Below are 24,338 nucleotides of genomic sequence, written 5' to 3' on the forward strand. Positions count from 1 at the left end.
TGCCCGTGAATGCGCGCGGGTCATCCACCGTCGCGCACCGGACGCGGGACCTCACACGGCCGGGGCGGCGGCCGCCGTCCGCACCTCGAGGCCGGCGTCGCGGAGCTCCCCCACGAGGACGGCGGGGGCCTGGTCGTCGGTCAGGAGGAGGTCGACCTCGTCGATCCCCGCGATCCGCCCGAGGTGGACCTCGCCGAGCTTCGAGGCATCCGCCACCACGACCGAGCGCGTGGCCGCGCGCAGCATGAGGGCCTTGACCTCGGCCTCGGGGAGGTTGGCGTTCGTGACGCCGCGGGTCGCGTCGACGCCGTTGCAGCCGAGCACCGCGAGGTCGACGTGGATCTCGTCGAGCATGGTGCGCGCGAGCGGGTGGACGAGCGAGTGCTGCTTCGGGCGGAGGGTGCCGCCCGTCACGATCACCGTGAAGCGCGGGATCTCCGGCTCGAGCTCGAGCGCGATCGACAGTCCGTTGGTGAAGATCGTGACGTCCTCGAGGTCGGTGCGCGCGCGGAGGGCGCGCGCGACCTGGAGGGTCGTCGTCCCCACGTCGAGCAGGATGCTCTGGCCGGTGCGCACGAGGTCGGCGGCGGCACGCCCGATCGCGCGCTTGGGCAGGACGCCCGCCTCGAGCGCCTCCTCGAAGCTGGGCTCGCGGTCCGGTCGCCCTTCCGCGACGGCCGACGCGGGCACGGCGCCGCCGTGGACGCGGCGGATGCCGCCGGTCCGCTCGAGCGCGTCCAGGTCGGCGCGCGCGGTCACGGCGGTCACGCCGAACGAGGCCGCGAGGTCGGCGACCCGGACGAACCCGCGCTCGGCGACGAGCGCGAGCGCGAGCTCGCGACGCCGGGCGGATTCGATCGGTGCGGACACACGAGGATTCTCGCCCGACCGCTCGAACTTTGCAATACGCAACCGGGTTGTTTGCAAAACGCAACTGGCGTATCGTGTGCGGCGTGAACGCCCCGAACGACGGATCCGCCGAGGCATCCGGAGCACCCGCCCTACGCATCGCCGACCCGCGCATCGCGGTCCGGCGCGACCCGCTCGCCGACGGCCGCGAGCTCATCTACTTCGACGACGCCGACACGACGCTCGGGCCCGACCGGGCCGTCGACGCGCGCGTGCTCGACCCGCGCCCGGCGACCGCGCACATGCGGCAGGACCCGCTCACGGGCGACTGGGTCTCGATCGCCGCCGCGCGCCAGAACCGCGTGTTCCTGCCGCCCGCGAACCTCGATCCGCTCGCCCCGCAGGCCGAGGGCAACCCCTCGGAGATCCCGTCGACCTACGACGTCGCGGTCTTCGAGAACCGCTCCCCCTCGTTCGGCCCCGAACTCGCCGAGCCCGGCGCCGACCCGGCCTCCGCCCTCGCCGCGACCCGCGCGGTCGGCATCGGGCGCACCCTGCCGTCGGTCGGCCGCTGCGAGGTCGTGTGCTTCAGCCCCGAGCACGAGGGCTCCTTCGGCACGCAATCCGTCTCGCGCGCCCGCACCGTGATCGAGGCCTGGGCGCACCGCACCGCCGAGCTCTCGGCGCTGCCCGGCGTGCAGCAGGTCTTCCCGTTCGAGAACCGCGGCGAGGCCATCGGCGTGACGCTGGGGCATCCGCACGGCCAGATCTACTCGTACCCGTACGTGACGCCGCGCACCCAGCGCCTGCTCGACGCGATCGACGCGTACGGCCCGACGCTCCTGGCCGACACCATCGCGAGCGAGCTCGACGGGCCCCGCGTGCTGCTGCGCGGCGAGCACTGGAGCGCCTACGTGCCGTTCGCCGCGCGCTGGCCCATCGAGATCCACCTCGTGCCGCACCGCCACGTGCCCGACCTCGCCGAGACGACGCTCGACGAGCGCGACGAGCTCGCGAGCGTCTACCTGCGCGTGCTCCGCGGCGTCGACGCGCTCTACGACACGCCCACGCCGTACATCGCCGCCTGGCACCAGGCGCCCGTCCACGAGCGCCGCGACGAGGTCCGGCTCACGATGCAGCTGACGAGCCCGCGGCGCGCAGCCGACCGGCTCAAGTTCCTCGCCGGCTCGGAGGCCGCGATGGGCGCATGGATCGGGGACGTCCCCCCGGAGACGCAGGCAGAGGCGCTCCGCGCCGCGATCGAGAGGGTCAGCGCATGACCGACGCCGCCGGAACGCACCAGCGGTTCACCGAGTACTACGGCCACGCGCCCGTCGGCGTGTGGTCGGCGCCCGGTCGCGTCAACCTCATCGGCGAGCACACCGACTACAACGACGGATTCGTCTTCCCGTTCGCGATCGCCGAGCGCACGTGGGTCGCCCTCGGCGACCGGCACGACCGCGTCGTCCGCGTCGCGACCTCGTTCGCGCCCGACGCGGTCGAGATCCACCTCGACGACCTCGCGCCGCACGCGGTCGACGGCTGGGCCGCCTACCCGCTCGGCGTGACCTGGGCCCTCGGCCGGTTCGGGGCCGACCTCGCGCACGTGCGCGGCGTCGACCTGTACATCACGAGCGACGTGCCCGTCGGCGCCGGCCTGTCGTCCTCGGCCGCGCTCGAGAGCGCCGTCGCGCTCGCGCTCGACGAGCACTGGGGCCTCGGCCTCGACCGGCCGACGCTCGCGAAGGTCGGCCAGCTCGCCGAGAACGAGGTCGTGGGCGCGCCCACGGGCATCCTCGACCAGTCGGCGACGCTGCTCAGCGAGCCCGACGCGGCCGTGTTCCTCGACTGCCGGAGCCTCGACGCCGAGGTGATCCCCCTGCGGTTCGCCGCCGAGGGCCTCACGCTGGTCGTGATCGACACCAAGGTCGAGCACGCGCACGCGACCGGCGGGTACGCCGCGCGGCGGGCGTCGTGCGAGGCCGGCGCGACGGCGCTCGGCGTGCCGGCGCTCCGGGACCTCCGCGTCGAGGACCTGGACCGGGCGCAGGCCGTGCTCGACGACGAGACGTTCCGGCGCGTGCGCCACGTCGTGACCGAGGACCGCCGCGTGCTCGACACCGTGCGCACGCTGCGCGAGCACGGGCCGGGGGCGATCGGATCGCTGCTCGACGCCTCGCACGCCTCAATGCGGGACGACTTCGAGATCACCGTGCCCGAGATCGACCTCGCGGTGGAGACCGCCCGGGCCGCGGGGGCGATCGGCGCCCGGATGACCGGCGGCGGCTTCGGCGGCTCGGCCATCGCGCTCGTCGCGGACGACCGCGTCGACGAGGTGACCTCGGCCGTGCGCGCCGCGTTCGCGGAGCACGGCTTCGGCGCGCCCGTGATCTTCACGGAGCAGCCGAGCGCGGGCGCCCGGCGCGACGCGTAGCCCCGGTCGGATGCCCCGAGGCTAGGCGGCGCCCGCGGACGCCGTCGCGCCCCGGTCGACCGCGCCCGCCGCGCGCGGCTCGACCGGGCGCGGCGTGCCGCCCGTGATGCGCACGAGTTCGTCGAACGTGGTCGGGAAGACGGTCTTCGCGTGCCCGGCCGCGGCCCACACCACGTCGTGGTCGGCGAGCATCGTGTCGACGACCGTGCGCACGGGGGCCGGGTGCCCGACCGGCGCGACGCCGCCGATCACCTGGCCGGTCGCGTCCTTCACGTCGTCCTTGGACGCGCGTCGGATGACCCCGCCGAGCTCGGCGCCGAGCCACTCGGTGTCGACGCGGTGCGCACCCGAGGTGAGCACCAGGATCGGCTCGTCGTCGAGCAGGAACACGAGCGAGTTCGCGATCTGGCCGACCTCGATGCCGAGCGCGTCCGCGGCGAGCTGGGCGGTCGTCACGGCGTCGTCGAACCAGGTGATCTCGGCCGACACGCCCCGGGCGGCGAGGGCCTCGGCGACGCGGTCGACGGCGGGATGCGAGGGCTGGGTCATCCTCCGATCCTAGGCGCGCGCCGTTCACCCGGCCTCGGTACCCTGCGGGCATGACCGATCGGGGCCTGGCGCGGCGCATCACGCTCGGCGGCGCCGTGGCGATCGGGCTCGCCTCGATGATCGGGGCCGGCGTGTTCTCGGCGTTCGGGCCCGCGGCGGGCGCCGCCGGGGACCTCCTGCTCGTCGGGCTGGCGGTCGCCGCATTCGTCGCGTTCGCGAACGCCGCGTCGACCGCGCAACTCGCGGCGCGGCATCCCGAATCCGGCGGCGCGTACCGCTTCGGGCGACTGCACCTCGGCGAGTGGCCGGGGTTCCTCGCGGGGTGGGGGTTCGTCGTCGGCAAGACCGCGAGCTGCGCGGCGATGGCACTCACCGCGGCCGACTACCTCGTGCCCGACGAGTGGGAGCGGCCGACCGCGATCGTCGCGGTCGTCGCGGTCGCGACCGTGAACCTCCTCGGCATCACGCGGACCACGCGGGCCGCCGCGATCATCGTCGCGGTCGTCCTCGCCGTGCTCGCCCTGGTCGTCGTCGCCGGCTTCGGCCACGTCGCAGCCGAGGGGTCCGCGTTCGGCGACGCGGCGACGGATGCGTCGGCGCCGGGCACGTGGGCGCCGGGCGCGTGGGCCCCGGCCGCGTGGGGCGTGCTGCAGTCGGCGGGCCTGCTGTTCTTCGCGTTCGCGGGCTACGCGCGCGTCGCGACCCTCGGCGAGGAGGTCGTGGCGCCGCGGCGCACGATCCCGCGCGCGGTCGCGATCTCGCTCGGGATCGTCGTCGCCGTCTACGCGCTCGTCGGCACGACGCTCCTCGCCGCGCTCGGCGGGACGGCGACCGCGCGCTCGGACGCGCCGCTCACCGCGGTCGTCGCGGCCGCCGGCTGGGCCTGGGCGGAGCCGATCGTCCGGGGCGCGGCCGCGCTCGCGGCACTCGGTGCCCTGCTCGCACTCCTCGCCGGGATCGGCCGCACGACGCTCGCGATGGCCCGCGACCGCGAGCTGCCGTCCGTGCTCGCGGGCGTCCACCCGCGCACGCGCGTGCCCTGGATCGCCGAGATCGCGGTCGCCCTCGTGATCGTGGCGCTCGTCGCGACCGTCGACCTGCGCGGCGCGATCGGGTTCAGCTCGTTCGGCGTGCTCGCGTACTACCTCGTCGCGAACGCGTCGGCCCTGCGCCAGCCCGCGGGCGAGCGCCTGGTCCCGCGCTGGCTGTCGGTCGCGGGCGCGATCGGATGCCTCGTGCTCGCGTTCGCGCTCCCGATCGCCGCGGTCGTCGGCGGCGTCGCGGTGTTCGCCGCGGGGACCGCGTACCGGCTCGCGACGACGCGGTGGCGCCGCCGGCCGCCGCGCGGACCGGCGACCCCGCGGGCGACCTAGGCTGGCCGCATGAGCGCAGACCCCGCCGCCCGGATCATCCCCCTCGCCGGCATCCCCGCACCGGCCCTCGCCGCGGACGCCTACGTGGCTCCGGGCGCGGTGGTCGTGGGCGACGTGCGGCTCGAGGCCGGCTCGAGCGTCTGGTACAACGCGGTCCTGCGCGCGGAGGCGGCCGCGATCGTGCTCGGCGAGGGCTCCAACCTGCAGGACAACGTCGTGTGCCACGTCGACCACGGGTTCCCGCTCACGATCGGGCGGAACGTATCGGTCGGCCACACCGCGGTGCTGCACGGCTGCACGATCGGCGACGACAGCCTCATCGGCATGAGCGCCACGGTCCTGAACGGCGCCGTCATCGGCGAGGGCTCGCTGGTCGCGGCCGGCGCGGTCGTACTCGAGGGCACGATCGTGCCGCCCGGCTCACTCGTCGCGGGCGTGCCTGCGAAGGTCCGCCGCGAGCTCACCGACGACGAGCGTGCGGGCATCCGGCGCAACGCCGACGCCTACCTGCGGCACGTCGCCGAGCACCTCGCGCCGCTCGACTGAGCCGCCTCCGGGCGCGGCACCAGGGCCGAGCGGGGCATCCGCGGCCGCCTGGCCGACCGCACCGCCTGCAGCGCCCGCGCCTCCCACGCGCCGCCGCAGCGCCCGCCAGCGGCGCACCGTCCAGCGCGCCGGGATCCCGACGGCCATCGCCGCCCGCCCCACGGCGGACCGGTCGTGCTCGCCGAGCATGCGCCGCCGATCGTAGGCCGCGCGCAGCGCGCCGCCCGCGCGGTCCCGCGAGCGCGGCAGCACCGGCAGCGGCGCGACGTCCCGCGCGGCCGCGAGCGCGTCGAGCCGGACGATCCAGTCGTCGTGGTCCGCGCCGTGGAAGTAATTGTCCCGCCGCCACGCCGGGTCGGCGCGACGCCAGCGCCCCGCGACCAGGTCCTCGGCGTCGCCGAAGAGGCCCGACTCGACGAACACCGTGTTGATCATCGCCGGCGAGATGCCGAAGTCGTCCAGCAGCAGCACCGGCACGCCGGACGCGACCGCCTCGATCGCCGCCGTCGAGCTCACCGTCACGAGCGCCCCGGCTCGCGCGAGGTGGGCGTGCATCGGGCCGTCCTCGACGACCAGGTTCGAAGGCGCGCCCACCTCGGCGACCAGGTCGCCGAAGTCGAACTCCTCGAGGTGGGTCTGCGCCTCCCCCGCCCGCGCCCGCACCTTCACGACCACCCGGTGCTCCGGGTGCCGGCGCGCGTGCTCGGCCAGCCAGCCGAGCAGGCGCACGCGATCCTCGCGCTCCGCGGGCACCTTCGCCTGCGCGGCGAAGACGACGTCGAACGCGCTGCCGACCGTGCCGGCCGAGGCCGCCGTCGGGTCGGGCACGGCGCCCTTCAACCCGCCGCGCACGCGCAGGAACGGGAGCGTCGCGAGGCCGAACCGCGCCCGGATGCCGAGCGTCGCCGCGAGCTCGTCGAAGTCGCGCAACTCGCGCCGGCTGTGCAGGACCACGAGGTCGGTCTGCTCGCGGTACACGATCGCCTTCGGGACGGCGGGGATGGTGAGGCCGGGGAATCCGCTGAGCAGCACGGGACGCGCCGGGCGTCGCAGGATCCGCGGCGCGACCACGCGCACGAACGGGCCGCGCAGCGCGAGCAACACGGCGTCGGGCGCTCGCCGGTCGAGCAGGTCGTCGAGCTCCTCGAGCGGCACGACCGCCACGTCGCCGGGATCGAACCGCGACCCCGCGAGCGCCGCCTCGAGCTGCCGCTCGCTCGGCATGACGGGGCTGCGGATCACCGCGACGTGCGCCCGCCACCGGTCGCCGGGCAGCGTGGAGGCGAGGGCTGCGCCCCATTTCAGGTACGAGTCGGAGTCCGCGACGACGAGGAGGCGCCGGCGCGGGGCATCCGCCCGGCTCACGGCTGCAGGACCCTGCGGAGCTTCGCCTTGGGCGCGAGCTCGCCCGGGAACACCCGCTTCACGCCGTCGCCCATCGCCTCCTCGATGATGCGGATGTCCCGCACGAGGTGCTCGAGGCCCTGCGGCTCGAGCGACGCCGAGTGGTCGCTGCCCCACATCGTGCGGTCGAGCGTGATGTGGCGTTCGACGGCGACCGCGCCGAGCGCGACCGCCGCGAGCGAGATCTGCAGGCCCTTCTCGTGCCCCGAGTAGCCGATCGGGACGCCGGGGTACCGGTCGGCGAGCGTCCGGATCGTGCGGAGGTTCGCCTCCTCGGGCGGCATCGGGTAGCTCGACGTGGCGTGCAGGATCACGAGCCGCCCGGTGTCCACGCCGCCGAGCGCGGCCACGGCGTCGTCGATCTCGGCGAGCGTCGACATGCCGGTCGAGAGGATCACCGGCTTGCCGGTCTCGGCGAGCGCGCGCAGCAGCGGGAGGTCGGTGACCGACGCCGAGGCGACCTTGTGCGCGACCGCGCCGACCTCCTCGAGGAACGCCACCGACGGCTCGTCCCACGGCGAGGCGAACCAGTCGAGGCCCGCGAGGTCAGCGTGCCGGGCGACCTCGAGGTACTCGTCGCGGCCGAACTCGACGCGGCGGCGGTAGTCGAGGTAGCTCATCGTGCCCCACGGCGTCTCGCGCGGGACATCCTTCATGTGCTCCGGCGTCGCGAGCTCGGGCGTGCGCTTCTGGAACTTGACCGCCTGGCAGCCCGCGGCCGCCGCGACGTCGATGAGCCGCTTCGCGAGCTCGACGTCGCCGTTGTGGTTCAGGCCGATCTCGGCGATCACGTGCACGGGGCGACCGGTGCCGACGAGGTGCCGGCCGATCGCGACGGGTCGTGCGTGCGTGAGGGTCATGGTCATGCTCCTTCGAGGGTGATCACGGATGCGAGGTCGTCGGGGATCTCGCGCGGCGGCGCCGCGGCCGCCCGGTCGGCGTCGCGCCCGCCCTGCGCGGGGCGGTGCTCCCGCACGCGGCGGGCCGCGAGGACCGCGTCGGCGAGCTCGCGCACGGCGCCGTGCCCGCCTCGGCGGTCGAGCACGATGCGTGCGACGCGCTGCACGTCCGGGACCGCGTCGGCGACCGCCACGGGCCATCCGACGATCCGGAGGGCCGGCAGGTCGCCGCGGTCGTTCCCGAGGTAGGCGATGCGATCGAGTGGGATGCCCCGCTCGGCCGCCCACGCGCGCAGTTCGGCGCCCTTGTCGGCGACCCCCTGCCGGACCTCGACGCCGAGCTTCGCGGCACGCGCCGACACCAGCGGGTGGGTCTCCGCGGAGAGGATGAGCACCGGGATCCCGGCCTCCCGCAGGCTCGCGACGCCGTGCCCGTCGGACCGGCTCACGCGGACGAACTCGACGCCGGCCTCGCCGACGATCGCGGTGTCGTCGGTGTGCACGCCGTCGAAGTCGGTGACCACGGCGTCGGCCTCGATCGCGTGCACGGGCCCGTCGATCAGGTTCACGAGCGCCTGCGCGATCACGAGGTCGGACGCGGTGTCGATCTCGATGCCGTGCAGCTCGGGCACCCGCTGGACGGCGATGCGCCCGAAGAACCGGTGGCCGGCGGCCCGGAAACCCCGCGTCCGCATCGCGTAGAACGCGCCGGTCTCGCGGAACTCGGCCGGGCGGTCCTGTCGGCGCGCCCGCACGGCGGCGTCGTGGTTCACGCCCGCCGCGGCGGACTCCCAGCCGTGGTCGGGGCTCGCTTCGAGCACGCGCCAGAGGAACGCGTGGCTCGGGACGGCCGAGAACACGCTGTCGGCATCGCCCGTGGCGATGCGCACGACGGCCGAGTCGAGGTCGGCGGGGTCGAGGAACGGCGAGGTCGCCTGGATGAAGAGCGTGACGGATGCCTCGGGCAGGCCCCGGGCACGGAGGTCGTCGAGCGCGTGCAGCACGGCCGACTCGCTCGTGGCGGTGTCGCCCGCGAGCTCGGCGGGCCGGTCGACGACGATCGCGCCGGCCGTCGACGCGGCCTGGGCGATCTCGGGGTCGTCCGTGGTCACGACCACGGTGCCGACGGTGGCGGCGGCCCTCGCCGCCGCCACCGCCCTGCCCACGAGTGAGACGCCCCCCACGCGCATCACGTTCTTGCCGGGCAGTCCCTTGGAACCGCCGCGGGCGGGGATGATCGCCACGGCGACCCCCCGCGATTCCGGCCCGACAGCTTCCATGCCGGCGACGCTACGTGCGGGAGGTGGCCTCGCGGTGGCGGGTCGGTGAACGCAGCGGGACGACGCGGCGACGGCGGGCTGCGACGACGGGCGGTGTCGGGCGGTAGCCTCAGGGGTCGGCCGGCGGCTTCAGTCGTCCGCGGGCCGCCTCAGTCGTCGAGGTCGAGGAGCCGGCGGGCGGACTCGGCCTCGCCGACGAGGCGCACGCGCGTCTGCTGGTCGGCGCGTCGGAGACGCCACGGCGCGGCATCGTCGGCGAGGTCGGCGAGCCGGACACGGCGCGCGGCGGGGTCGGACGCCATCCGCCGCAGGTGGTCGGCCTCGGACTCGCCGTCGGCGCGCGTGAGGTGTTCGACGACCGCGACGACCTCGGGGCGGACGCCCGCCTCGAGCAGGTCGCGCGCGGTGACGTCGGTGCGCTCCAGCACCGCGTGCAGCCATGCTGCGGATGCCTCGACCGGCTCGGCGAGCTCGTCGAAGGACTCCGCCATGCGCGCGGCGTGGTCGATGAAGGGCGCGTCGAGGCGGTCGAACTGGCCGCGATGCGCGATCGAGGCGATGCCCGCCGCGCGGGAGACCTGGGCGACGGCTTCGGCCTCGTCGAACGGCCCCGCCGCGGCGGGCGCGACGGCGGCGCGCGCAGCGGCCCGACGGCCGGGCTCGGGCGCGTCGGCATGCGGCTCGGAGGATGCGGCCGCGGGTGCCGGCGTCGCGGCGATGGCGGGCGCCGCAGCGGGCGCCTCGGCGACGGCGGGCGCCGCGGCGGGAGCGGCGGCGGCCGGCGGGGCGGGCACTGCGGCCGGAGCGGGCGCGCCGGTGGGCTGCGCCGCGGGTGCGGCGGCAGGAGCGGGCGGCGCGACCACCGCGGGCGGCGCGACCACCGCGGGCGGGGCGACCACCGCGGGCGGCGCTGATGCCGGGGACGCGGACGCGGCGGCGGCGGCCGCGTCCAGGTCGAAGGCCGCTTCGAGATCCTCGATGCTCCACGGGTCGGTGCTGGTCACGAGGTCCTCCTCATGGTCGGGGGCGGGGTCGGGTCCGGGTGCGGCTGGTGCCGCATCCTCGCCCAGGAAGGACGCCCAGTCTGGGTCGAGCGGCGACCGGCCGGCGACGGACCGGGTGAACCCGAGCTCGGCCTCGAGCGCGGCGAGCGCGGGCGGGTCGAGTTCGGTGAGTGACGACGTCGGCGCGTCACGACGGTCGGCGAACTCCCGCGCGTCGACCTCGTCGAGGTGGGCGCCGCGGAAGGTGTGGAAGAACCGCCGCCGCCCGTCGTCGGTGACCGCCAGGTAGACGCCCCCGTACCCGCCTCCGGGCCGGGCGCGGCAGGCGTAGGTCCGCACGCCGTCGGGCAGGAGCCCGTGCACGAGGTCGTCGGAGGAGGCGACCTCGAGCCCGTCGATGAACGGGTCGGCGTTGAGCCGTCGGGGCATCCGAAGCACGCGCTCGCCCGCGGCCGCGCCGCCCACGATCGCGAACCCGGCCACGACGGCCGCCTGCGCCGCGGACAGCGCCCAGGGCCGCACGCGGTCGCCGACGATCCATCCCTCCTCGACCGCGGTCCGCAGCAGCGGATGCCGCGCCCACTCGCGCTCGGGGATCTCGAGCCGGTCGGCGTCTCCCGAGGGGCCGGCGTCGTCGTCGTCGCCACGCTCGGCCGCGGACTCCGCGGGCCCGGCCGCGGGGGCGGCCGCAGGCGCGGCCGCGGACTCCGCGGGACCGGCCGCATCAACCGCAGCCTCGGCGGGCGCCGCCGCGGCCTGTTCCGCGATGAACCCGTGCCGCTCGGCCCAGGCGAGGAGCTCACCGCTCGTGGAGCCGGGACCGGGGACGGGATCGTCGTCGGCAGCGGACATCGGTGGCTCCCTTCGGGTCGGGGGTCGGCCGACGTCGCTTCGGGGGGCATCCATCGACGCTGCGACGCTACCGCACTCGCGCCGGGCGGCGGCAGTCGGAATGCGCGCGGCGCGACGGAGGGGCCGCGGCACGCCGGCCGCGACCCCTCCGATCCGATTCAGCCGGCGAGCGCGCCGACCGCCACGTCGCCGCGGAACATCCCCGTCGGGTCGACCTTCGCGCGGATCGCCTCGACCCGCACGCGGACCTCCTCCGGGTAGTTCCGCTGCGGGCGGTCGCGGTCGGCCGCGAACGTCGGCACGGTGTAGTCGGTGATCCACTCGGCGAACGCCGCGCGCGCCCCGGCGAACGCGACGGCGACCTCGTCGGCCGAACGCCGCTTCCCGATCAGCGCGCCGCCGAACCAGGCGAAGTCGCCCTCGAAGCTGCCGACCGCACCGGCGTCCTCGGGAGCGGTGCGCAGGGCCCCGCCGAGCTGGCGGAGCTCGGCCATGAGGAACGGCGACCCGGCCGGCGTGACCTGCTCGAGGAACGCCGCGACGATCGCGCGGCTGCGCTCGCGGCCGCGACCCTCGGCGCCGCCGAGCATCGCGGTGTCGGTGCGGTGCGCGATCCCGCCGAAGTCGGGGTCCATGTGGGTCTTCGCGACCTCGCGCACGTCGGTCGCGCGCCAACTGTCGAACACCGGGCGGCCGGCGCGGCGGAGCGTCGCGAGCAGGTCGCCGGCCGACTCGGTCGAGCGGAGTCCGTCGCGGTCGATCGCTGTGCCGTCGATGACGAGGAGCTTGCGGCCCGAGAGGCGCAGCGGCATGCCCGGGAGCGGCGGCAGCGACATGACGCGCAGCGACGTCGTGATGTTCGCCGGGGCGTCGACGGTCCAGTCGGCCCAGGCGCCGGCGACCGCGTCGGCGTCGGCCAGCTCCCACATCGCGGTGCCCGTGACGACCTGGCCGGGGTCGAACGCGCGCACGGTCACGGCCGTGATCACGCCGAACCCGCCGCCGCCGCCGCGCACCGCCCAGAACAGCTCGGGCTCGTGCTCGCGGCTCGCGACGACGACCCGGCCGTCGGCGGTGACGAGCTCGACGGATTCGATCGAGTTCGCGGCGATGCCGACCGACCGCGCGTACGCCGAGAGGCCGCCGCGGCTGAGGTAGCCGATGACGCCCACGTGGCCCGACGAGCCGTGCGGCACCGCGAGGCCGTACGGCGCGGCCGCGGCGACCACGTCGGCCCAGGGCGTCCCGGCCGGGACCCGGACGAGACGACGGGCCGGGTCCACCGACACGGCGCCGCCGAAGCGGGTCCGCACGAGCAGCTCGTCCGTCATCGAGGAGGAGCTCGCGGCGGCGTGGCCGGTCGAGTGCACGCGCACGCCCTGGCCGGCGGCCGCGGCCTCGCGCACGGCGGCGGCGACCACGGCCGCGTCGGTCGCGACGACCGCACGGGCGGGCCGGAGCGGCTCGGTCGGGTCGAACGCGGCGACGGCCCGGCGGTACCCGCGCGAGCCGGGCCCGGCGAACGCGGGACGGTCCTTGCCGCCGGCGAGCACCGCGTTGGCGTGCCCCGTGGCCGCGGAGGCCTCGTCGCGCGCGACCGGCGCATCGGCTTCGGCGACCAGGCGCGCCGTCCGGCGGGCGGCGGCGGCCGAGCGGGCGGCCGCGGCCGCGACGAGCAGCGCCACGGCACCGGCGACGATCGCGCCCGGGACTGCGGGCAGCCACGCGAGCGGGGCGACGATCGCGACCAGGGCGAGCAGTGCGACCGAGACGCCGCGCCCGCGGAGGTCGGGCCGTGCGGGAAGCATCCAGGTCGGCGTCTGCGGCCCGGGCACGGTCTCGGGCGCGGCGACCGCGACCAGGAGTGCCGCGACGGCCGCGACGCCCAGGGCGGCGAGCGGCGCCAGCACGCTCGCGGCCAGCCCGAGTGCGGCCGCGACGAACGTGAGGGCTGCGACGGCCGGCGTGCCGGCGTGCAGGTCGGCGACCCACGCGGGGGCGGCCATCGCGACCATGACCACGCCGATACCGGCGAGGAAGCCGCCGAGCGGGAGCAGGCCGAGCAGCGCTGCGCCGACGGCGAGCGACACGAGCGCGAGCCCGATCGCGACCGCCCGGCCGCGTCCGCTGCGGTCGGAGGCGCGGGCCCCCTGCACGAGCGCGAGTGCGGCGCCGAGGCCGAGGAGCGAGAGGGCGACGGCCGGCGCGGCACCGGCCGGGCCCGCCGGTACGGCGAGGCCCGGAGCGAACGCGGCGAGCGCGCCGCCTGGCTCGACGGCGGCGCGGGCGCCGATCGCGACGGTGCCGGCGACCGCCGTCCCGATCGCGATCGACGAGGACACGGTGACGACGGCCGCGCGGGCGCCGCCGAGGGCGGGCACGGCCGCGAGCCGGTCGACGGACTCGACGGGGCGGGCGGTGATGGCGGGCCGCGCCTGTCCGGCGGCCGGGGTGTAACTCGTCATGGGAGTGCGTTCGCTTTCGGTCTGGGAGCCCTCGCTCGATCGCGAGGATGACTCGGCAACACTCCTCCGCTTCGGGAGCCGGGACTCCCGGGCCTCCCCCGGAACCGCCTCGGGGATGTCCCTGAACGGGCCTCGCCGACGGCCGGGCGGGGCCCCGCCGAGGCATCCGGACCCTCGCGCGCCGCTCCCGTCAGGGCGCGCACCGACCCCCGCCCAGTGCTGTCACTGGTTTTGCGGACAGTTCACCCCGGGGCCGTCCGGCCCGGCCCGCACGGGACTAGCATCGGCGCCGCCGGACGGTGTCGGACACGCATCCTGACGTCGCACGGCACGGACCCGGGGGGAGTCCGTGCCGGCGGACCGTCGGCGCCCGGCATCCCATCCACAGGTGAACCAGGGGGAACCGCCATGACCACCATCACGCCCGCGGAGCATGCCGCGGGACCCGACGAGCAACCGATCCCGCAGAAGTCCGCCGACTTCCCGCGGGTGATCCGAGGGCTCAGCCACGGCGGCCACGCCGTGACCGAGCAGGACGAACCGTCACCGCGACCGGACACGAACGTGCTCGCGAACGTCGTCGACGTGCCCGACCCGCTGCACGTCAAGGAGATCTCGACGCCCTTCGGGTACATGTTCGAGGCGCTCAGCGCCGACTACCCGTTCGCGCACCTCAACTTCGAGCCGCCGTCGACGATCGTCGCGGCGCTGAAGGCGCTCGGGAACGCCATGGTCGAGACGCCGCCGCCGGCCGCGGACGGCGACTCCACGATCGCGCCCGTCTACACGTACTGGGGGCAGTTCGTCGACCACGACCTCACGGCGAACACCGACCGCGAGAACGCCATCGGCATCACCGAGGGCATCCTCGACCCGCTCTCGCCGAGCACGGTCATGCGCGATCTGCGCAACCTCCGCGAACCGCAGCTCAACCTCGACTCGCTCTACGGTCGCGGACCCGTCGGCACCGACCTCGACGACGTGCCCTACGTCGGCGACGCGTTCGCGGTCGTCACCGAGGACCTCCCGCCCGGTCCGGGCGGGTCGATCGACCCGCAGACCGACCTGCCCCGGCACCAGGGCGACACCGCGCGCCCGCGCGGGTCGGCCCGGATCGGCGACGGCCGCAACGACGAGAACCTCATCGTCGCGCAGCTGCACGGGTCGATCCTCCGCTTCCACAACGCGATCCTCGAATGGCTCGACGACCCCGCCCACGACGTCGCGCTCGCCGCGGACGACGTGCCGCCCGACGGCTACAGCGAGCGGTTCTGGAAGGCGCGCCGCCTGGTGCAGTGGACCTACCAGTGGGTCACGGTGCACGACTTCCTGAAGACGATCGCGAAGCCCGAGATCGTCGACGGCATCCTGGACGGCTCGATCACCCCGGTGTTCGCGCCGACCGGCGAGGCCGACACCTTCATGCCGCTCGAGTTCTCGGTCGCGGCGTTCCGGTTCGGGCACAGCATGGTCCGCGGCGGGTACGACTGGAACGAGAACTTCGGATCGGCCCAGCCCGGTCTCGCGGCGCCCGCGGGTGCGGCCCGGTTCGCGTCGTTCGGCCAGCTGTTCCAGTTCACCGGCAACGGCGGCGGGCCGGTGAATGCGGCCGGGCAGCTCCCGCGGAACTGGCCGGCGAGGTTCGAACGGCTCACGGGGCACGAGGCCGGCGCCGGCCGGTTCGCGCGCAAGATCGACACCGTGCTCGCAGCCCCGCTCGCGGACATGCGCAACCAGGGCAACGACGACCACTTCTCGGAGCGCATCAAGCGCATCCTGAAGCGCCTCGCCGTGCGCAACCTCATCCGGGGCTACCGGCTGTCGCTGCCGACCGGCCAGGCGGTCGCCGCCGCGCTCGGGATCCCGCCGCTCACCAGGAACCAGCTCCTCGACGGGTCGGACGACCCCGCCGCCCAGGCAGACCTCCTGCACGACACCCTGATCGACGGCAACTTCGTCGACCGGACCCCGCTGTGGTTCTACGTGCTGCGCGAGGCCGAGGTGCTCGAGGGCGGCAACCGACTCGGGCCGGTGGGAAGCCGGATCGTCGCCGAGACGATCATCGGCCAGCTCCGCGCCGACCCGCGATCGTTCCTGAACACCGGGTGGGTTCCGGCCGACGGCGTGCACTACACGACGTCGGGCGGCGGGGACGCCGCGGTCGCCGACATCAAGGGCCTCCTGCACGTCGCCGGGGTGCACGCCGCGCCCGCCGCGTGAGCGTCAGCCGCGTCGCCGCCGCAGCCTCTGCGGCGGCGATGCGGTCATTCCGCGCGCGGCCCGAGCCGGAGCCCCGCGACGAACCGGGCGACGGGCGCCCCGAGGGTCTCGAGTTCGAGCGCGACGACCCTGTTGCGGCCCGCGCGCGTGACGGGTGCGGGCACGAAGAGCGTCTCCTGCGGGCCGTTGCGCCAGTACCGCCCGAGCAGCGTCCCATTGACGAACGCATAGCCCTTGCCCCAGCCGCTCGTGTCGAGGAAGAGGTCGCTCGCGGCGTCGAGATCGAACTCGCCCTCGAACGCCTGCAGGCCGGGCACGTCCGCGGGCGACGAGAGGTCGACGGGGGTCGCCGTCCAGCCGCCGAGCGGTTCGCCGTCGAGCAGGACGGAGTCGATGAGCCCCTTCGCCTCGCCGAGGCGCGCGTCGTAGTTGACGCGGCCCTGCTCCTCGACGAGCAGTGCGAGGCGCCGGCCCGCAGGCAGCTCGATCGCGCGCTCGTGCCGGGTGCGCGCGAGCGCCCCGACGCGGCGGCCGTCGACGAAGACCCACGCGTGGTCGCGCACCTCGCCGATCTCGAGGACCCCGGCGCGCGGCAGCTCCGCCTCGTAGACGACGAGCGCTCCGAGGTGGTCGAGCGCCTCGAACGTGGGAGGCGACGGATGCCGCGCCTCGCGGCGCACCGCGGGCTCGAGCGGCACGCGCGCGAGCGCGACCTCGAGCTCGGGCGCGGCCGGCGCCGGCTCGGGCCGCTCGTCCGGGACGTCGGCGTACTTCGCGATGACCGCGCGGAAGGCCTCGTACTTCGCGGTCGGGTTGCCGGCCTCGTCGAGCGGGGCGTCGTAGTCGTACGACGTCGTGATGGGGAGGTAGCGGCCCTTGTCGTTCGCGCCGTTGGTCAGGCCGAAGTTCGTACCGCCGTGGAACATGTAGATGTTGACGGATGCCCCGGCGGCCAGGAGCGCGTCGAGCTCGACGGCTGCGGCATCCGGATCCGTCGTGTGGTGCACGCCGCCCCACCAGTCGAACCAGCCGTCCCAGAACTCCGAGCACATGAGGGGGCCCGTCGGCTGGTGCTCGCGGAGCGTCGCGAGCCGCTCCGTCGCGCGCGACCCGAACGATCCCGTGAGGTGCAGGCCGGGAAGGCTCCCGTCGCGCAGCATCTGCGGCTCCGGCTGGTCGACCGTCGTGAGCGGCACCGTGATGCCCGCGTCGCGCGTGACGCGCACGAGCTCGGCGAGGTACTCCTTGTCGGACCCGTACGCGCCGTACTCGTTCTCGACCTGCACGAGGACGACGGGGCCGCCGCGATCGACCTGGCGCGGCTCGACGATCTCGTAGACGCGCTCGAGGTAGCGCGTGACCTCGGCGACGTACTGCGGCTCGGACCGACGCAGCCCGATGCCCGGGGTCGCCGTGAGCCACACGGGCAGGCCGCCGTTGTGCCATTCGGCGCAGATGTACGGGCCCGGGCGGACGATCGCGTGCAGCCCCTCGGCCGCGACGAGGTCGAGGAAGCGACCGAGGTCGTTCCAGCCCGTCGCGTCCCACTCCCCGCGCCGGGGCTCGTGCGCGTTCCACGCGACGTACGTCTCGATCGTGTTGATGCCCATGAGGCGCGCCTTGCGGATGCGGTCGGCCCACTGGTCGGGGTGCACGCGGAAGTAGTGCAGCGCGCCGGCGATCACGCGGTGGGGGCGGCCGTCGAGCAGGAAGTCGGCCTCGCCGATCGTGAAGGTGGGCACAGGAGATCTCTCGGTGGTCGGTGGAGCGGATGCCGCGGCGCTCGCCGCCGGCGGGTGCGGGGTCTCGTCCATCCTCGCGGACGCGCGCGGTCGAATCGCGCACGAACGACGGATGCCCCGACCCGCGCAGGCGGCCCGGGGCATCCGGTACGGCATCTCGACCGGGTCAGCCCGCGGCGCGCTCGGCCGTCTCGACGACGTTGCGCAGCAGCAGCGCGCGGGTCATCGGGCCGACGCCGCCGGGGTTCGGCGACAGCCAGCCGGCGACCCCGGCGACGGCCGGGTCGACGTCGCCCGCGAGCTTCGCCTTCCCCGCCTCGGTCGTGCCGACGCGGGTCACGCCCACGTCGAGCACGGCGGCGCCGGGCTTCACCCACTCGGGCTTCACGAGGTGCGGCACGCCGACGGCGGCGACGACCACGTCGGCTCGCGCCACCTCGGCCGCGAGGTCGGCCGTGCGCGAGTGCGTGAGCGTCACGGTCGCGTCGATGCCCTTGCGCGTGAGGAGCAGGCCGAGCGGGCGGCCGACCGTGATGCCGCGGCCGATCACGACCACGTGCTTCCCGGCGACGCCGACGCCGTGGTGTGCGAGCAGCTCGAGGATGCCGGCCGGGGTGCACGGCAGCGGCGCGGGCACGGCGGTCGCCGGGTCCACGCCGAGCACGAGCCGCCCGAGGTTGGTCGGGTGCAGGCCGTCGGCGTCCTTCGCGGGGTCGATCGCCTCGAGCACCGCGTTCTCGTCGATGCCGTCGGGCAGGGGGAGCTGCACGATGAACGCGGTCACCTCGGGGTTCGCGTTCAGGCGGTCGACGGCCGCGAGGATCTCGGCCTGCCAGGCATCCGCCGGCAGGTCCTCGCGGATCGAGGCCATGCCGACCTCGGCGGTGTCGCGGTGCTTGCCCGTGACGTAGGAGCGCGACGCCGGGTTGTCGCCGACCAGCAGCGTGCCGAGGCCGGGCACGACGCCGCGGTCGCGGAGCGCCGCGACCCGCACGGCGAGGTCGGCCTTCACGGCCGCCGCGGCGGCGAGGCCGTCGAGGACGCCGGCCGTCACTGCTGGAGGCCCGGGTAGAGCGGGAAGCGGTCGGTGAGCGCCTGGACGCGCGCGCGCAGCGCGGCGATGTCGGCGCCGCCCTTGAGGACCTCGGCGATGATGTCGGCGACCTCGGTGAACTCGGCGTCGCCGAAGCCGCGGGTCGCGAGCGCCGGCGTGCCGATGCGCAGGCCCGAGGTGACCATCGGCGGGCGCGGGTCGAACGGGACGGCGTTGCGGTTCACGGTGATGAGCGCGTCGTGGAGGAGGTCCTCGGCCTGCTGGCCGTCGAGCTGCGAGTTGCGCAGGTCGGCGAGCACGAGGTGCACGTCGGTGCCGCCCGTGAGCACGTCGACGCCCGCGGCGCGCGAGTCGTCGGCGGTGAGGCGCTCGGCGAGGATGCGCGCGCCCGACAGCGTGCGCTCCTGGCGGAGCTTGAACTCCTCGGACGCGGCGATCTTGAAGGCCGTCGCCTTGGCGGCGATGACGTGCATGAGCGGGCCGCCCTGCTGGCCCGGGAAGACGTTCGAGTTGAGCTTCTTCTGCAGGTCGCCGTCGTTCGTGAGGATGAAGCCCGAGCGCGGGCCGCCGATGGTCTTGTGCACGGTCGACGAGACGACGTCGGCGTACGGGACGGGCGACGGGTGCAGGCCCGCGGCCACGAGGCCCGCGAAGTGCGCCATGTCGACCCAGAGCTTCGCGCCGACCTCGTCGGCGATCGAGCGGAACGCCGCGAAGTCGAGGTGGCGCGGGTAGGCCGACCAGCCCGCGATGAGGACCTGCGGCTTGTGCTCGAGTGCGGCGTCGCGGACGCGGTCCAGGTCGACGCGGAACGTCTCGGGGTCCACGCCGTAGGCGACGGCGTTGTAGAGCTTGCCCGAGAAGTTCAGGCGCATGCCGTGCGTGAGGTGGCCGCCGTGCGCGAGCTCGAGGCCGAGGATCGTGTCGCCGGGCGTCGCGATCGCGCTGAGCACGGCCGCGTTGGCGGAGGCGCCCGAGTGGGGCTGCACGTTGGCGTAGCCGGCGCCGAAGAGCGACTTCGCGCGCTCGATGGCGAGGTTCTCGGCGACGTCGACGTACTCGCAGCCGCCGTAGTACCGACGGCCGGGGTAGCCCTCGGCGTACTTGTTGGTGAGGACGGAGCCCTGCGACTGCAGGACCGAGACCGGAACGAAGTTCTCGCTCGCGATCATCTCGAGGTAGTCGCGCTGGCGACCGAGTTCGAGGTCGAGCACCTCGGCGATCTCGGGATCGACGACGGACAGGGGCTGATTGAAGACCGACTCGGTCAAGACTGGCTCCTTCGATGACATGCGGACCTGCGGTGGGGTCCCCCACGGGCGACGGCGCGCCACGAGAGGGTTCCGTTCCGGCCCAGGCGTGCGGTCGGTCCGTGCCAGTCGCTCCCCGATGGTGAACCATCTCAACGCCAGTCGCGACCCGGCAAGCATAGCAACGGATGCCTCGGATCCCGCCGGACTGGTCGAGAGGCGCCCGCTCGTGCGAAGATGGGACATCCGAGTTTGTTAGGACTCCTTCCATATGCGACGTCGCAGCCCCGCCCGGCGCGCGGCCGTTCCGGCCGCCGTCGCCGCGCTGCTGCTCGCGACCGGTGCGACGAGCACCGGATGCACCGCCGCCTCCGAGAACGGAACGACCATGCCCGGCATCACGCCACTGCCCGCCTCGATCGGATTCCCCGACGGCGCGCCGCCGTGGCGCCTGACCGAGCGCACGCGGATCGTCGTCGCGGGCGACGCGGGCAGCGCGCCGGACCTGCTCGCCGGGCTCCTGCGCGCCGGGACCGGCCACGGCGTGGCGGTCGTCGACGGCGGGTCCGACGCGGGCGGCGAGGCCGACATCGTCATCTCGGTCGACCCGGGCACGGCCCTGGACCCGGAGGGCTACGCGCTCGAGGTCGGCGCCGACGGCGTGCGGATCGACGCGGCCGATGCCGCCGGGGCGTTCTGGGCGACCCAGTCGCTCCGCCAGCTCCTGCCGGCGGCGATCGAGGGCGGCGACGCGGCCGAGCCGGCCGACGGCTGGACCGCGCCCGCGGTCTCGATCGAGGATGCGCCGCGGTTCGCCTATCGCGGCGCCATGCTCGACGTCGCGCGCCACTTCCTCCCCGTCGAGGACGTCGAGCGCTACGTCGACGCGATCGCGCTCCTCAAGCTGAACGTCCTGCACCTCCACCTCACCGACGACCAGGGCTGGCGGATCGAGATCCCCGGCTGGCCCGAGCTCACCGGCATCGGCGCGTCGACGTCGGTCGGGGGCGATGGCGGCGGCGCCTACACGGCCGACGACTACCGCCGCATCGTCGCCTACGCCGCCGAGCGCCACGTGAACGTCGTGCCCGAGGTCGACCTGCCCGGCCACACGAACGCCGCACTCAGCGCCTACGCCGAGCTGAACTGCGACGGCGTCGCCCGCACGCCGTACGAGGGGGTCGAGGTCGGCTTCTCCTCGCTCTGCGCCTCGCCCCAGCGCGCCGAGGCGACCGACCGGTTCCTCGCCGACGTCACCCGGGCGGTCGCGGCGCTCACGCCCGGCCCGTGGCTGCACGTCGGCGGCGACGAGTCGCTCTCGACCTCGCGCGAGGACTACCTCGACCTCGCCCGCCGCATCACCTCGGCTGCGGCGGCCACGGGCAAGACCGTCATGGGATGGCACGAGCTCGGGGCATCCCGCGACCTGCCGGCCGGCACGGTCGGGCAGTACTGGAGCTTCACCGAGCCCGAGGACGACGCAGCCGACCTCACGCGCTCGTTCGTCGAGCAGGGCGGCCGCGTCGTCATGTCGCCGGCCGACGTCGCGTACCTCGACATGAAGTACCCCGACGACCCGCAGACGCCGCGCGGCGACCGCCTCGGGCAGGACTGGGCGAAGGGCCCGACGACGCTCGACGAGGCGTACGCGTGGGAGCCGACGGCGATCGTGCCCGGCATCGGCGAGGCCGAGGTCCTCGGCGTCGAGGCGCCGATCTGGACCGAGACGATGTCGCGCATCGAGGACGTCGAGTTCATGGCGTTCCCGCGCATCACCGCGATCGCCGAGATCGCGTGGTCGCCGCGACCCGGCGACGGCGGCCGCGACCGCGCCGCGTTCGTCGACCGCGTCGCGCGGCTCGGCGGGCGGTGGGACGCCCTCGGCACCGCCTACCACGCGGTCGACGGCGTGCCGTGGGACGGCTCGGCATCGTGAGGGACGGCAACGGCGAGCGCTATCGTGACCGCGTGAGCGGCGCGACGGTCATCCACTCGGCGCGACTCGTCGACGTCGACGGCATCGTCGACGACGCGTGGGTGCGCTTCGAGGGCGACCGCGTCGCGGCCCGCGGCACGGGCGACGGCTGGCGCGAGGATGCCCCGACCGGCACGGATTCCACGACCGGCACGGATGCCCCGACGACGCCCCCCGGCCCCGTCGACGTCGTCGACGCCGCCGGCCGCACGCTCGCGCCCGGCTTCATCGACCTGCACGTGCACGGCGCGGGCGGCGCCGCGGTCGAGGGGGGCGCCGCCGCGATCGACACGCTGCTCGCGGTGCACTCGGCGCACGGCACGACGCGCTCGGTGCTCTCGCTCGTCTCGGCACCGGTCGACGTGCTCGCGGGCCGGCTCGCGACGATCGCCGAGGCGTCCCGCCGCGACCCTCGCGTGCTCGGCGCCCACCTCGAGGGCCCGTTCCTCGACGACGGGTTCCGCGGCGCGCACGACCCGGCCGCGCTGCGGACGGCCGACGCGGCCGCGGTCGACGCGCTGCTCGAGGCATCCGAGGGCGAACTGCGGCAGATCACGATCGCACCCGAGCACCCGGGCGCGACCGACGCGATCCGGCGGTTCGCCGCGGCGGGCGCCGCGGTCGCCGTCGGGCACACGGGCGCCGACTACGCGACCGCGCTCGGCGCCTTCGACGCGGGCGCGTCGATCCTCACGCATGCCTTCAACGGCATGCGCGGCATCCACCACCGGGCGCCGGGGCCCGTCATCGCGGCGATGCACGCGGGGCACGTGACGCTCGAGGTCGTGAACGACGGCATCCACGTCCACCCGGACGTCGTCGGCCTCGCGTTCCGCGGCGCACCCGGCCGGGTCGCGCTCATCACCGACGCGATGGCCGCGACCGGGTCGGCCGACGGCCGCTACCTCCTCGGCTCGCTCGAGGTCGACGTGCGCGACGGCGTCGCGCGCCTCGCCGAGGGCGGCGCGATCGCCGGGTCCACGCTCACCCTGGACGACGCGCTCCGGCGCGCCGTCGCCGAGTGCGGGGTCGCACTCGTCGACGCCGTCGCCGCGCTCACCGCGGTGCCGGCGGCCGCGATCGGCCGCTCGGGCGACCTCGGGCGGCTCGCGCCCGGGTTCGCCGCCGACGCGGTGCTGCTCGACGCCGGGCTCGCGGTCGACGCGGTCTGGGCGGCCGGGCGACGGCTCGCCGGCTGAGCCGCGCGGCGTCGCGCCGACACCGCGCCGCCCACGACGAGCGCCGCCGCGGCCACGAGCAGCACGACGTACACCCACGGCAGCACCGCGACGCCGAGCCGGTCGAACGCGAGCGCGCCGACGAGTGCGCCGCCGCCGATGCCCGCGTTGAACCCCGACGTGTAGAGCGCGCTCGCGGCGTCCCGGTGCGACGGCGGCGCCGAGCGCAGCAGCCGCACCTGCAGCAGCGGCGGGAGCATGCCGAACGCGGCCCCCCACACCGCGACCGCGACGAGCGCGACCGCGAGGTTGCCGGGCACGAGCGCGAGCGTCGCGACCGAGGCCGCGACGAGCCCCATCGCCACGAGCAGCGCGCCGGTCGCCTTGCGGGCGAGCGGCGAGCCGGCGATCACGAGGCCGACGGCGCCCGCGCCGCCGTAGAGGAACAGCATCGGGCCGACCGCCGACGATCCCGCGCCGACGAGGTCGGTGAGCAGGGGCGCCACGTACGTGAAGACCGCGTACTGGCCGAGCATCGTGAGCGCGGTCACGCCGCACACGAGCACGACCTGGCCGAGGCCGGCGTCGCCCAGCCGGAAGCGCGAGGCGGTCGCCATCGACCCGCTCGCGGTGCGGTGCGCCTCGGAGCGGGCCGGCACGACGAGGCGCACCACGAGCGCGCCGACGAACGTCAGCGCCCCGACGATCGCGAACGCGGCGCGCCAGCCGAGCGCCTGCCCGAGCACGGTCGCGGCCGGGACGCCGAGCACGATCGCGAGGGTGCCGCCGCCGATCACGATCGACACGGCGCGGCCGATGAGCCGCTCCGGCACGAGGCGCGACGCCTCGGCGGCGACGATCGACCAGAAGACGCCGTGCGCGAGACCGCCGACGAAGCGCACGCCGACGAGCACGCCGAGGTTCGGCGCGAGCGCCGTGGCGACGGTCGTCGCGGCGAGCACCGCGAGCACCATGACGAGGAGCCGCCGGCGGGGCATCCTGCTCGTGAGGGCGACCAGCGGCGCCGAGGTGACGACGACCGTGAGGGCGTAGACCGAGACGGCGACGCCCATGGCGGCCTCGGTGACGCCGAGGCCCGCGGCCATCTCGGGCAGCAGGCCGCTCGGCAGGAGTTCGAGCGTGATCGAGAGGAAGACGGCGGCGCTCAGCGCGATGAGCGCAGGCCAGTGCATCGTGCGCGAGCGCACGGGTTCGGTACGGGACATCAGGATGTCTCTCCGACGGCGTACCCCACCGCCGGGAA

At 75.4% G+C, this 24,338-nt stretch carries 16 protein-coding genes, 2 pseudogenes and 1 riboswitch; of the genes and pseudogenes, 7 read left to right on the forward strand and 11 right to left on the reverse strand.

Annotated elements, in window-relative coordinates:
• Positions 1 to 51 precede the first annotated feature (51 nt).
• Entirely contained in the window at positions 52 to 870 is an 819-nt protein-coding gene (locus ACDF64_RS00635; RefSeq protein WP_394552863.1) for a DeoR/GlpR family DNA-binding transcription regulator, read from the reverse strand.
• 137 nt (positions 871 to 1,007) lie between these two features.
• On the opposite strand from ACDF64_RS00635, the gene galT reads away from it, so the two are divergent.
• On the forward strand, positions 1,008 to 2,129 hold the full coding sequence (galT, locus tag ACDF64_RS00640; protein WP_394555021.1) for a galactose-1-phosphate uridylyltransferase: 1,122 nt from the start codon (positions 1,008 to 1,010) through the stop codon (positions 2,127 to 2,129).
• Positions 2,126 to 3,283: a galactokinase gene (gene galK, locus ACDF64_RS00645; protein WP_394552864.1), complete on the forward strand. Its 1,158-nt coding sequence runs from the start codon at positions 2,126 to 2,128 to the stop codon at positions 3,281 to 3,283. Before galT ends, galK begins: the two co-directional genes overlap by 4 nt.
• Positions 3,284 to 3,304: 21 nt before the next feature.
• Here galK and ACDF64_RS00650 read toward each other — a convergent pair whose 3' ends face one another.
• Positions 3,305 to 3,832 (reverse strand): YbaK/EbsC family protein, encoded by a 528-nt coding sequence (locus tag ACDF64_RS00650; protein ID WP_394552865.1) that lies wholly within the window; start codon positions 3,830 to 3,832, stop codon positions 3,305 to 3,307.
• Between the two features lie 50 nt (positions 3,833 to 3,882).
• On the opposite strand from ACDF64_RS00650, the gene ACDF64_RS00655 reads away from it, so the two are divergent.
• Both ACDF64_RS00655 and ACDF64_RS00660 read left to right on the forward strand, forming a co-directional pair.
• Positions 3,883 to 5,205 carry an APC family permease gene (locus ACDF64_RS00655; protein WP_394552866.1) on the forward strand — a complete coding sequence of 441 codons (1,323 nt, stop codon included), beginning with the start codon at positions 3,883 to 3,885 and terminating at the stop codon, positions 5,203 to 5,205.
• A 9-nt stretch (positions 5,206 to 5,214) separates the two neighbouring features.
• The gene (locus tag ACDF64_RS00660; RefSeq protein ID WP_394552867.1) at positions 5,215 to 5,751 is read left to right on the forward strand and encodes a gamma carbonic anhydrase family protein; all 537 of its coding nucleotides are present in this window, start codon (positions 5,215 to 5,217) and stop codon (positions 5,749 to 5,751) included.
• A gap of 294 nt (positions 5,752 to 6,045) precedes the next feature.
• Here the strand turns inward: ACDF64_RS00660 and ACDF64_RS00665 are convergent.
• From ACDF64_RS00665 to ACDF64_RS00685, 5 genes and pseudogenes are all read right to left on the reverse strand, one after another.
• Positions 6,046 to 7,116, reverse strand: a pseudogene (locus tag ACDF64_RS00665) (DUF6716 putative glycosyltransferase); the annotation flags it as partial.
• The gene (locus tag ACDF64_RS00670; RefSeq protein WP_394552868.1) at positions 7,113 to 8,021 is read right to left on the reverse strand and encodes an N-acetylneuraminate synthase family protein; all 909 of its coding nucleotides are present in this window, start codon (positions 8,019 to 8,021) and stop codon (positions 7,113 to 7,115) included. The pseudogene ACDF64_RS00665 and the gene ACDF64_RS00670, both read right to left, overlap by 4 nt.
• Complete coding sequence (locus ACDF64_RS00675; protein ID WP_394552869.1) at positions 8,018 to 9,334, reverse strand: cytidylyltransferase domain-containing protein; 1,317 nt, start codon at positions 9,332 to 9,334, stop codon at positions 8,018 to 8,020. Before ACDF64_RS00675 ends, ACDF64_RS00670 begins: the two co-directional genes overlap by 4 nt.
• Before the next feature lie 149 nt (positions 9,335 to 9,483).
• A complete protein-coding gene (locus ACDF64_RS00680; RefSeq protein WP_394552870.1) occupies positions 9,484 to 11,190 on the reverse strand; it encodes a hypothetical protein in 1,707 nt (568 codons plus the stop codon).
• A 158-nt stretch (positions 11,191 to 11,348) separates the two neighbouring features.
• Positions 11,349 to 13,655: an FAD-dependent oxidoreductase gene (locus ACDF64_RS00685; protein ID WP_394552871.1), complete on the reverse strand. Its 2,307-nt coding sequence runs from the start codon at positions 13,653 to 13,655 to the stop codon at positions 11,349 to 11,351.
• Between the two features lie 408 nt (positions 13,656 to 14,063).
• Here ACDF64_RS00685 and ACDF64_RS00690 point away from each other — a divergent pair, with 408 nt between their 5' ends.
• A complete protein-coding gene (locus tag ACDF64_RS00690; protein WP_394552872.1) occupies positions 14,064 to 15,875 on the forward strand; it encodes a heme peroxidase family protein in 1,812 nt (603 codons plus the stop codon).
• A gap of 44 nt (positions 15,876 to 15,919) precedes the next feature.
• On the opposite strand, the gene ACDF64_RS00695 is transcribed toward ACDF64_RS00690, so the two are convergent.
• The 3 genes from ACDF64_RS00695 to glyA all read right to left on the reverse strand — a co-directional run bounded on the left by ACDF64_RS00695 (position 15,920) and on the right by glyA (position 19,942).
• Positions 15,920 to 17,617, reverse strand: coding sequence for a beta-galactosidase family protein (locus ACDF64_RS00695; protein ID WP_394552873.1), 1,698 nt, complete (start codon positions 17,615 to 17,617; stop codon positions 15,920 to 15,922).
• Between the two features lie 166 nt (positions 17,618 to 17,783).
• Positions 17,784 to 18,671 carry a bifunctional methylenetetrahydrofolate dehydrogenase/methenyltetrahydrofolate cyclohydrolase gene (locus ACDF64_RS00700; protein ID WP_394552874.1) on the reverse strand — a complete coding sequence of 296 codons (888 nt, stop codon included), beginning with the start codon at positions 18,669 to 18,671 and terminating at the stop codon, positions 17,784 to 17,786.
• Positions 18,668 to 19,942, reverse strand: coding sequence for a serine hydroxymethyltransferase (gene glyA / locus ACDF64_RS00705; RefSeq protein ID WP_394552875.1), 1,275 nt, complete (start codon positions 19,940 to 19,942; stop codon positions 18,668 to 18,670). The genes ACDF64_RS00700 and glyA overlap by 4 nt, the downstream gene beginning before the upstream one ends.
• A 73-nt stretch (positions 19,943 to 20,015) precedes the next feature.
• Positions 20,016 to 20,097, reverse strand: a riboswitch (ZMP/ZTP riboswitch).
• Positions 20,098 to 20,192: 95 nt separating this feature from the next.
• On the opposite strand from glyA, the gene ACDF64_RS00710 reads away from it, so the two are divergent.
• A complete protein-coding gene (locus ACDF64_RS00710; protein WP_394552876.1) occupies positions 20,193 to 21,857 on the forward strand; it encodes a family 20 glycosylhydrolase in 1,665 nt (554 codons plus the stop codon).
• A gap of 32 nt (positions 21,858 to 21,889) precedes the next feature.
• The gene (locus ACDF64_RS00715; RefSeq protein ID WP_394552877.1) at positions 21,890 to 23,095 is read left to right on the forward strand and encodes an N-acetylglucosamine-6-phosphate deacetylase; all 1,206 of its coding nucleotides are present in this window, start codon (positions 21,890 to 21,892) and stop codon (positions 23,093 to 23,095) included.
• A 149-nt stretch (positions 23,096 to 23,244) separates the two neighbouring features.
• Here ACDF64_RS00715 and ACDF64_RS00720 read toward each other — a convergent pair.
• Positions 23,245 to 24,300 (reverse strand): annotated as a pseudogene (locus ACDF64_RS00720) (MFS transporter); the annotation flags it as partial.
• Positions 24,301 to 24,338 lie beyond the last annotated feature (38 nt).

Source organism: Agromyces sp. MMS24-JH15 (assembly GCF_043518605.1).
In the GTDB taxonomy this organism is placed as follows: Bacteria; Actinomycetota; Actinomycetes; order Actinomycetales; family Microbacteriaceae; genus Agromyces.

What these genes read in the sequence shown, in the direction of transcription:
- galK (WP_394552864.1), top strand. Translation starts at nt 2,126, where the DNA reads ATGACCGACGCCGCCGGAACGCACCAGCGGTTCACCGAGTACTACGGC.
- ACDF64_RS00650 (WP_394552865.1), bottom strand. Translation starts at nt 3,832, where the DNA reads ATGACCCAGCCCTCGCATCCCGCCGTCGACCGCGTCGCCGAGGCCCTC.
- ACDF64_RS00655 (WP_394552866.1), top strand. Translation starts at nt 3,883, where the DNA reads ATGACCGATCGGGGCCTGGCGCGGCGCATCACGCTCGGCGGCGCCGTG.
- ACDF64_RS00660 (WP_394552867.1), top strand. Translation starts at nt 5,215, where the DNA reads ATGAGCGCAGACCCCGCCGCCCGGATCATCCCCCTCGCCGGCATCCCC.
- ACDF64_RS00670 (WP_394552868.1), bottom strand. Translation starts at nt 8,021, where the DNA reads ATGACCATGACCCTCACGCACGCACGACCCGTCGCGATCGGCCGGCAC.
- ACDF64_RS00675 (WP_394552869.1), bottom strand. Translation starts at nt 9,334, where the DNA reads ATGGAAGCTGTCGGGCCGGAATCGCGGGGGGTCGCCGTGGCGATCATC.
- ACDF64_RS00680 (WP_394552870.1), bottom strand. Translation starts at nt 11,190, where the DNA reads ATGTCCGCTGCCGACGACGATCCCGTCCCCGGTCCCGGCTCCACGAGC.
- ACDF64_RS00685 (WP_394552871.1), bottom strand. Translation starts at nt 13,655, where the DNA reads ATGACGAGTTACACCCCGGCCGCCGGACAGGCGCGGCCCGCCATCACC.
- ACDF64_RS00690 (WP_394552872.1), top strand. Translation starts at nt 14,064, where the DNA reads ATGACCACCATCACGCCCGCGGAGCATGCCGCGGGACCCGACGAGCAA.
- ACDF64_RS00710 (WP_394552876.1), top strand. Translation starts at nt 20,193, where the DNA reads ATGCGACGTCGCAGCCCCGCCCGGCGCGCGGCCGTTCCGGCCGCCGTC.